Raw genomic sequence first — 8,187 nt, forward strand, 5'->3', positions numbered from 1 at the left:
CCGCAAGAGCGTCGAACCCGGTCGATCCGACCCCCTCCGCCGCCGTCGGCGGCACCTCCCCCTCAAGGGGGGAGGAAATCCTGTTCTGGGCCGCCTCGCGCGGCCACCATGCCGATATTGGCGGCACCGCACCCGGCTCGATGACGCCGCTCGCCACCACGGTCGACGAGGAAGGCGTGCTGTTCGACAATTTCCGCATCGTCGATCGCGGAAAATTCCGCGAGAAGGAGCTGGAAACGCTGCTCACCGACCACCGCTATCCGGCCCGCAATCCGCACCAGAACATCGCCGACCTCAAGGCGCAGATCGCCGCCAACGAGAAGGGCGTCGCGGAACTGCGCAAGATGGTCACGCATTTCGGCCTCGATGTCGTCGAGGCCTATATGGGCCATGTCCAGGACAATGCCGCCGAAAGCGTGCGCCGCGTGCTGGAGCGGCTGCCCGACAGTTCTGAGTATGAGTACCCGACCGACACCGGCCAAATCATCAAGGTGAAGATCACGGTCGACCGGCAAAAGCGCGAGGCGACCGTCGACTTCACCGGCACCTCGCCGGTGATGAAGAATAATTTCAACGCGCCGGAACCGGTCGCCCGAGCCGCCGTGCTCTATGCCTTCCGCGTCATGGTCGAGGACATGATCCCGATGAATGCCGGGTGCCTGCGGCCAATCAACATCATCATTCCCGATGGCTGCATGCTGAAACCCGCCTACCCCGCCGCGGTCGTCGCCGGCAATGTCGAGACCTCGCAGCATGTCACCAACGCGCTGTTCGGCGCCATGGGCGCCATGGCCAACGCGCAAGGCACGATGAACAACCTGACCTTCGGCAACAAGATCTACCAGTACTATGAGACGATCTGTTCCGGCTCGCCGGCCGGCCAGATGAACTCGGGCCGCGGCTTTGCCGGCACCTCAGGCGTCCACACCCACATGACCAATTCGCGCCTCACCGATCCCGAAGTGCTGGAACTGCGCTTTCCCGTACTGCTCGAGGATTTCCACATTCGGGAAAATTCCGGCGGCAAGGGCAAATGGAACGCCGGCGACGGCACCAAGCGCACCATCCGCTTCCTCGAAAAGATGGAATGCGCCATCCTGTCCTCGCATCGCAACCGGCCGCCGCAAGGGCTGGATGGGGGCGGCGATGGCGAGGTCGGCTCGACCAAAGTCCGCCGCAAGGACGGCACAATCGACATGCTGAAAGCCTGCGACCAGACAGTGCTGCAGGCAGGAGACGCCGTCATCCTGACGACGCCGACGCCGGGCGGGTTCGGAGGGCAATGACGAATGCTTGCCGGGCGCGGACATGGCGAGCCAGAGGCGGGCGCATGTCCGCAATATTCTGAGGAGAAGTCGCCATGTCCATCGTGAAGAACATTCCTGCCTACCCGAGCAAGACCTTCAACGACGGTTATCTCGATGGATACCAGTCACTCAAGCCCGGCATCGTCCCCTCAATGCCTTCCTACAGCAAGGTGCCAATCGGCCTCACTCCGTATCAATGGGGCTTCACACTTGGAGAGGATGACGCACGTGCAACTGGTTCGCAGTAAGGGGTGTGTTCGCGGCGGTATCATGGGCTTCGATAGTGCGCAAGTTGATGCCAGATGAAGTTGCGCGGCGGTATCAACTGATTTTACGCGCCACCTCTGTCAGGAGGCGTCAACAGGCTGTCACCGGCTTGTCATGACCCTAGGCTACCCGCTTGCGGCAAAGCAAATGGGGAATCATCTTGCCATGACGGACGTTTCCGCAGATCTGGTTTTTCGCCGCGGCAAGGAAGTTGGAAAGGCCGTCTACCAGAACCGCCCGCTGTCGAAGGCCGGCATTTCGGAGCGGCTGTTCGCCTTCCTGTTCTCCGGCCTCGTCTATCCGCAGATCTGGGAAGACCCCGATGTCGACATGGAGGCGATGCAGCTTGGCCAGGGCCACCGCGTCGTCACCATCGCCTCGGGCGGCTGCAACATTCTGGCCTACCTCACGCGCTCGCCGGCCCGGGTCGACGCCGTCGACCTCAACACCGCGCACATCGCGCTGAACCGCATGAAGCTGGAGGCGGTGCGCCATTTGCCATCGCAGGGCGACCTGTTCCGCTTCTTCGGCGCCGCCGACACCAGCCACAATTCGAAAGCGTATGACCGTTTCATCGCGCCGCATCTCGATCCTGTCAGCCGTCACTACTGGGAGCGCCGCAACTGGCGCGGCATCAGGCGCATCACTGTGTTCGACCGCAATTTCTACCAGACCGGCCTGCTCGGCCTGTTCATCGCCATGGGCCACCGCACGGGAAAATTCTTCGGCGTCGACCCCTCCGGCATCATGCAGGCCAGGAACATCGGCGAGCAGCGCCGATTCTTCAACGAGGAGCTGGCGCCGGTCTTCGACAAGAAGCTTTTGAGATGGGCGACGTCGCGCAAGGCTTCGCTGTTCGGCCTCGGCATTCCACCGGCGCAGTATGATTCGCTGATCACGTCGGGCGACGGCACCATGGCCAGCGTGCTGAAAGCCCGGCTGGAAAAACTCGCTTGCGATTTTCCACTGGAGAACAACTATTTCGCCTGGCAGGCCTTCGCCCGGCGCTATCCGAACCCCGGCGAGGCCGCCCTGCCCGCCTATCTCGAAAAACAGAATTACGAGACCATCCGCGGCAATGTCGACCGCGTCGCCATCCACCATGCCAATCTGATCGAATTCCTCGCCGGCAAGGATGCAGGCTCCGTTGATCGATTCGTCCTGCTCGACGCGCAGGACTGGATGACCGACGATCAGCTCAACGCACTGTGGACGGAAATCACCCGCACCGCTTCCGCAGGCGCCCGCGTCATCTTCCGCACCGCCGCCGAGCCCAGCCTGTTGCCGGGCCGTGTCTCCAGCTCGCTGCTTGACCAGTGGGATTATCAGGACCAAGCTTCGCGCGAATTTTCGGCCCGCGATCGCTCGGCCATCTATGGCGGCTTCCATCTCTACGTGAAGCGCGCCGCATGAGCACCAGCGAGTTGCCGGCCAGCCCCGAATTCAAGGCCAACCATGCCGAACTGATGGACGGCGTCTACCGCTGGCAGCGCCACATCTACGACCTGACACGCAAATACTATCTTCTCGGCCGCGACCGGCTGATCGCGGGGCTCGATGTGCCCGCCGGCGGTACCGTGCTGGAACTCGGCTGCGGCACCGGCCGCAACATCATCCTGGCTGCCCGCCGCTATCCCGATGCCCGCTTCTACGGCCTCGATATCTCGGCCGAAATGCTGGAAACGGCCGGAAAGGCGATCGATCGCGAGGGCCTGTCCGGCCGCGTCGTGCTGGCAAGGGGCGATGCCACCGATTTCGATGCCCGTGCACTCTTCGGTGTCGAACGCTTCGACCGTGTCTTCGTGTCCTATTCACTGTCGATGATCCCCGGCTGGGAAAAAACAGTATCGGCAGCGCTTGCCGCCCTGTCGCCGAACGGTTCGCTGCACATCGTCGATTTCGGCCAGCAGGAAGGCCTGCCTGGCTGGTTCCGGGCGCTGCTGCGCGGCTGGCTGAAAAAGTTCCACGTCACGCCGCGTGAATCGTTGCGCGAGGTGCTGGAATCAGAATCGCGGCGAACCGGTGCAAGCTTCCGTTTCCGCACGCTTTATCGCGGCTATGCCTGGCTGGCGGTTATCAAGATCACTTCCTGAATATTGCCGTGGGAAAGGCACATAAAGGCGAAGCAGCCACGATCCGTTGGATCAACGTTGCCTTATGACCCCGAGAGCGGTACACTATCTCACATGCATGGAAGCATGTGGTGATCATCGGCTTCAGGGATGAATGGCTGCGGGCCTTCTTCGTGGAAGACACCCATTCTCGCAACATTCCGTCCGATCTCGAAAGCCGTTTGTTCCGCAAGCTCCAGATGATTGACGACGCGATGATCGATCAGGATTTGCGTGTGCCGCCCAGCAATCATTTCGAGAAGCTGCGCGGCATTCTCGAAGGCTTCCATTCAATACGCGTCAACAAGCAATGGCGGCTGATCTTCCGCTGGGACGGCGGCCGCGGTGAGGCGTCGGACATCTATCTCGACGACCACAGCTATAGATGAGGTGAGAACATGTTGATGACCGCACGCAAGCCGGCAACGGTTGGCGAAATTCTCACGGAAGAATTCATGCAGCCGCTTGGCCTGACGCAGGCGGCTTTGGCCGAGGCGATGGGGGTCCAGCGCAAGCATGTGAACGAATTGTGCAACGACCGCCGCAACGTCACGGCGGCGACCGCGCTTATTCTGGCGCGGGTGTTCGGCAACAGCCCGGACTTCTGGTTGAACGTCCAGCGCCGCAGCGATCTTTGGCAGGTCATGAACTCGCCCGACGAGCGGGCGCGAGTTGACCGCGCCAAGCCATTGGCGACAGCTGCATAGCAAAGAGTTTGCGCCGCGCTAATGCAGCGCCTTGATCAGCGCCCCCACCATCGTCTGCGGCCGGTAGCCGAGTTTGGCAGGCGTCAGCCCCAGCCGCACCACCACCAACTGCTCCGAAGGGATGATGGCAACCGTCTGCCCGTCATGGCCTTCCATCCAATACGTGTCCTTGGGCAGGCCTGCCGCGACGCCGGCGCCGGGGTTTTCCTCATCGCCCGGGGCCTCGATCCACAACTGACCCTTGCCGTAGACCTTCGAGGCGGATGCCGGCTCGCGCATCCAGTCGACGAAACCGGTTGCCAGGATCTGGTTGCCGTTCCACACCCCGCCCTGCAGCAGGAACTGGCCGAAGCGCGCCCAGTCATGCGCGGTTGCGTAGAGATAGGACGAGCCGACGAAAGTGCCCTGCTCGTCGGTCTCTAGCACCGCGCTATGCATGCCAAGCGGCTCGAACAGGGCCGTGCGCGGCCATGTCAGCGCCTTGGCCTTGTCGCCGATCGCGTGCTGCCAGAGCCGCGACAGCATCACCGCCGTACCGCTCGAATAGGAAAACACCTTGCCGACCTCGGCCGCCAGCGGCTTTGATTCGGCAAAGCCCGCCATGTCAGGTTCGAGATAGAGCATGCGCGTGACGTCGGCGACGTCGCCATAATCCTCGTTGAACTCCAGCCCGCTCGACATCGCCATCATCTCGGCAAGGCTGATGGCGGCGCGGCCGTCCGCCTTCCACGGCGCAAACAGGTTTTTGTCGTCGAAAGCCATCTTGCCGTCCTTGACCAACGTACCGACGATGGCGGCATTCACCGTCTTCGTCATCGACCAGCCGAGCAGCGGCGTCTTGGCGGAAAAGCCCGCGCCGTAGCGCTCGGCGACGACGCGGCCATTCTTGACCACCACCACCGCCCGCATGCCGGTGCCGGTCAGCGCCGCATCGTCCAGCAGCTTGGCAACAACCGGATCCTGCGATGCCTCAACCCGCTCGCCTTCCGGCCACAGGTCGCCCATGGTGGCCGCCGACGGCTCCGCCTGGATCACAGTCCGTCGCGCCTTGCCGACATCGCCGTCCGGAACCGAAGCGCAGCCAAGCCCGTCGCGGGCGACAGCGACGCTCTTGCCGAGGAACCCGAACAGGCCGGCAGACACCGTTCCCCTGTTCTTGTCCACCGAAACACGCATTAACCGCAGCAGGGGATGCCCGGGCGCCTGCACGTCGACGGCCAGCACCTCATTGGCGTCCCGGCCGGCGATGAAGACATTCGAGCAGACGATCTTGGCCGAATAGCCGGAACCGACGCGGATCAATTCGGGCGGCGCGATGTATAGCCACGCAAACAGCGCGGCGACCGCCAGCACGATCAGACCAAGCAGCCATCTGACGATCTTGACGACGATCCGCATTTATTTCCTCCGGGCCCTGCGCGAGCCCTTATGTCATCGATTTGCCGCCATTGCTTCCGCAAATCACAATGCTTGTCGAGCGCCATCAACGGATTATCAACCATGATCGGCGATCACAGGATATGCTGAGCGATGCTGTGGGGCGATCGCTCGGAGGGGGCCCAATCACAAGCCGGCCATCAGGTATAGACCCATCAGCGACCGGCTGAATCCGGCTCGGGAATTGCGATGCGCCGTCTTGCGGGCCTCATTATGCTAGCGCTGCTTGGCGCGTGCTCGACAGTAGACGATCTCTCGCCACTGTCGCCGTCGGCGTCGAGCAGCCCGACGGTCACTGTCCGGGCGCCGCGCTTTGCCGATTCCAAGCCGCATGAATGGGAGAGCGGCGCGCCGTGGAACTATGCCGTCCACGGCACCGATGTTTCCAAATACCAGACCTCGGTCGACTGGCCGGCGGCCAAGGCCAGCGGCATCTCCTTCGCCTTCATCAAGGCGACCGAGGGCGGCGATCGCTTCGATGAATACTTCAACGAGCATTGGACCCGGACCAAAGCTGCGGGCGTTCCCCGCGCCGCCTATCACTTCTACTATTTCTGCACCCCGGCTGCCGTGCAGGCGCGCTGGTTCATCCGCAACGTCCCCGTCGATCGCTCGGCGATGCCGCCGGTCCTCGACATGGAATGGAACCCACAATCGCCGACCTGCAGGCTGCGTCCCGACGCCGCCACGGTGCGCGCGGAGATGACCACCTTCCTCGAGATCGTCGAACGCCACTACGGCAAGAAGCCGATCATCTACACCTCGGTCGACTTCTTCGACGACAACGGCCTGGCGGGGTTTCGCGGCTATCCGTACTGGCTGCGTTCTGTCGCCGGCCATCCACGTGAGAAATACGGCAGCCACCCCTTCACATTCTGGCAGTACACAGGAACCGGGATCATTCCGGGCATGACCGGCAAGGCCGACATCAACGTCTTCAACGGCAGTGAAGCCACCTGGAACAAGTGGCTGCGGCAGAACACCCGTTGACACCGGTTCAACGGCAGCACCGCCATGGATCAAATCACTCCAGCAGAGCTTCCGTTGAACCGGTGCAACGGCAGCGAGTCCGTCCGAGATAAGAAGCTCCGCAGAACACTGTTGACACCGGTGCAACGGCAGAGAAGCCGGCGGAATAAGGGGCTGCGGCACAAGAACCGTTGACACCGGGCCTGCCGCCTGCTTTTCGACACAGCCAGCGGTGAAAAGTGCAACCGCCGGCAATTCAGGGCGTTGGGCCTCCGGGGGAGCACAACAACTGCCCGCTATTCGTTTCGAGAGGAAGCTGATGCGACTGCGTTCCAAAGTCCTCGCGGCTGCGCTGACCCTGTGTGCCACGGCCTTGCCGGCGATGGCGCAGGAATGCGGCGGCGACTTCGAGACGTGGAAGCAGGGCGTCGCCGCGGAAGCCAAGGCGGCCGGCGTCGGCACTGCCGGTCTCGACGCCCTTGAAGCGGCAACCTTCGACGACAAGGTGTTGGCACGCGACCGCGCCCAGGGCGTCTTCACCCAAACCTTTGTCGAGTTTTCCAACCGCATGATCTCGGCCTATCGCCTGAAGCAAGGTGCGGCGAACATGAAGAAATACGCGGATGTCTTCGCCCGCGCCGACCAGCAGTTCGGCGTTCAGGCGCCGATCATCGCCGCCTTCTGGGCGCTGGAGACCGATTTCGGCGCCGTGCAGGGCGACTTCCACACGCTGAGCGCCCTGGTGACGCTGTCGCATGATTGCCGCCGCCCGCAACTGTTTCGGCCTCAGTTGATACCGCTTCTGCAATTGATCGATCGCGGCGTGCTGCCGGCCGATGTCAGGGGCGCCTGGGCCGGCGAGATCGGCCAGACGCAGATCCTGCCCTCAGATTATCTGGCACGCGGCGTCGACGGCGACGGCGACGGCAAGATCGACCTGCGCGGCAGCGTGCCCGATGTGATCATGACCACCGCCAACAAAGTGCTGTCGCGCGGCTGGAAACGCGACCAGCCCTGGATCCAGGAAGTCCGCGTGCCCGAAGACATGCCGTGGGACCAGACCGGTCGCACCAACAAGCTGCCGCTGTCGCAGTGGGCGCAATGGGGCGTCACCTACCCCAGCGGCGCGCCGCTGGTCGACAACGGCCTCAAGGCAGGCTTGGCGCTGCCGATGGGCCGTAAGGGGCCCGCCTTCCTAGCTTATGACAATTTCGACGTCTATCTCGAGTGGAACCAGTCCTTCACCTATGCGCTGACCGCGGCCAACCTCGCCGCCAGGTTGGCGGGAGAAAAACAGTTCGATCCGCGCAATCCCGAGACCGGCCTCAACAACGAGCAGATGAAGGCGCTGCAGACCAAGCTGGAAGCCAGGGGCTACGATGTCGGCAC

General features: G+C 62.9%; 9 protein-coding genes. 8 read left to right on the forward strand and 1 reads right to left on the reverse strand.

Annotated features, from left to right (window positions below; all coding sequences use genetic code 11):
• The 6 genes from EN893_RS10540 to EN893_RS10565 form a co-directional block, all read left to right on the forward strand.
• On the forward strand, nucleotides 1–1,286 hold a 1,286-nt coding region (locus tag EN893_RS10540), incomplete at its 5' end, for a hydantoinase B/oxoprolinase family protein (protein ID WP_245490819.1).
• A 74-nt stretch (nucleotides 1,287–1,360) separates the two neighbouring features.
• On the forward strand, nucleotides 1,361–1,555 hold the full coding sequence (locus EN893_RS10545; RefSeq protein WP_127271246.1) for a hypothetical protein: 195 nt from the start codon (nucleotides 1,361–1,363) through the stop codon (nucleotides 1,553–1,555).
• 133 nt (nucleotides 1,556–1,688) lie between these two features.
• Nucleotides 1,689–2,987 carry a DUF3419 family protein gene (locus EN893_RS10550; protein WP_127271244.1) on the forward strand — a complete coding sequence of 433 codons (1,299 nt, stop codon included), beginning with the start codon at nucleotides 1,689–1,691 and terminating at the stop codon, nucleotides 2,985–2,987.
• Nucleotides 2,984–3,667: a class I SAM-dependent methyltransferase gene (locus EN893_RS10555; RefSeq protein ID WP_127271461.1), complete on the forward strand. Its 684-nt coding sequence runs from the start codon at nucleotides 2,984–2,986 to the stop codon at nucleotides 3,665–3,667. Before EN893_RS10550 ends, EN893_RS10555 begins: the two co-directional genes overlap by 4 nt.
• Nucleotides 3,668–3,777: 110 nt before the next feature.
• On the forward strand, nucleotides 3,778–4,074 hold the full coding sequence (locus EN893_RS10560) for a type II toxin-antitoxin system RelE/ParE family toxin (protein WP_127267190.1): 297 nt from the start codon (nucleotides 3,778–3,780) through the stop codon (nucleotides 4,072–4,074).
• Nucleotides 4,075–4,083: 9 nt separating this feature from the next.
• The gene (locus tag EN893_RS10565) at nucleotides 4,084–4,392 is read left to right on the forward strand and encodes a HigA family addiction module antitoxin (RefSeq protein ID WP_023813159.1); all 309 of its coding nucleotides are present in this window, start codon (nucleotides 4,084–4,086) and stop codon (nucleotides 4,390–4,392) included.
• Nucleotides 4,393–4,410: 18 nt separating this feature from the next.
• On the opposite strand, the gene EN893_RS10570 is transcribed toward EN893_RS10565, so the two are convergent.
• Nucleotides 4,411–5,790: a serine hydrolase gene (locus EN893_RS10570; protein ID WP_127267191.1), complete on the reverse strand. Its 1,380-nt coding sequence runs from the start codon at nucleotides 5,788–5,790 to the stop codon at nucleotides 4,411–4,413.
• A gap of 228 nt (nucleotides 5,791–6,018) precedes the next feature.
• Here EN893_RS10570 and EN893_RS10575 point away from each other — a divergent pair, with 228 nt between their 5' ends.
• Nucleotides 6,019–6,819 (forward strand): GH25 family lysozyme, encoded by an 801-nt coding sequence (locus EN893_RS10575; protein ID WP_023813161.1) that lies wholly within the window; start codon nucleotides 6,019–6,021, stop codon nucleotides 6,817–6,819.
• A 298-nt stretch (nucleotides 6,820–7,117) separates the two neighbouring features.
• On the forward strand, nucleotides 7,118–8,187 hold a 1,070-nt coding region (locus EN893_RS10580; protein WP_164900791.1), incomplete at its 3' end, for a lytic murein transglycosylase.

It is taken from the genome of Mesorhizobium sp. M7A.F.Ca.CA.004.04.2.1, from assembly GCF_004022825.1.
Lineage (GTDB): Bacteria > Pseudomonadota > Alphaproteobacteria > Rhizobiales > Rhizobiaceae > Mesorhizobium.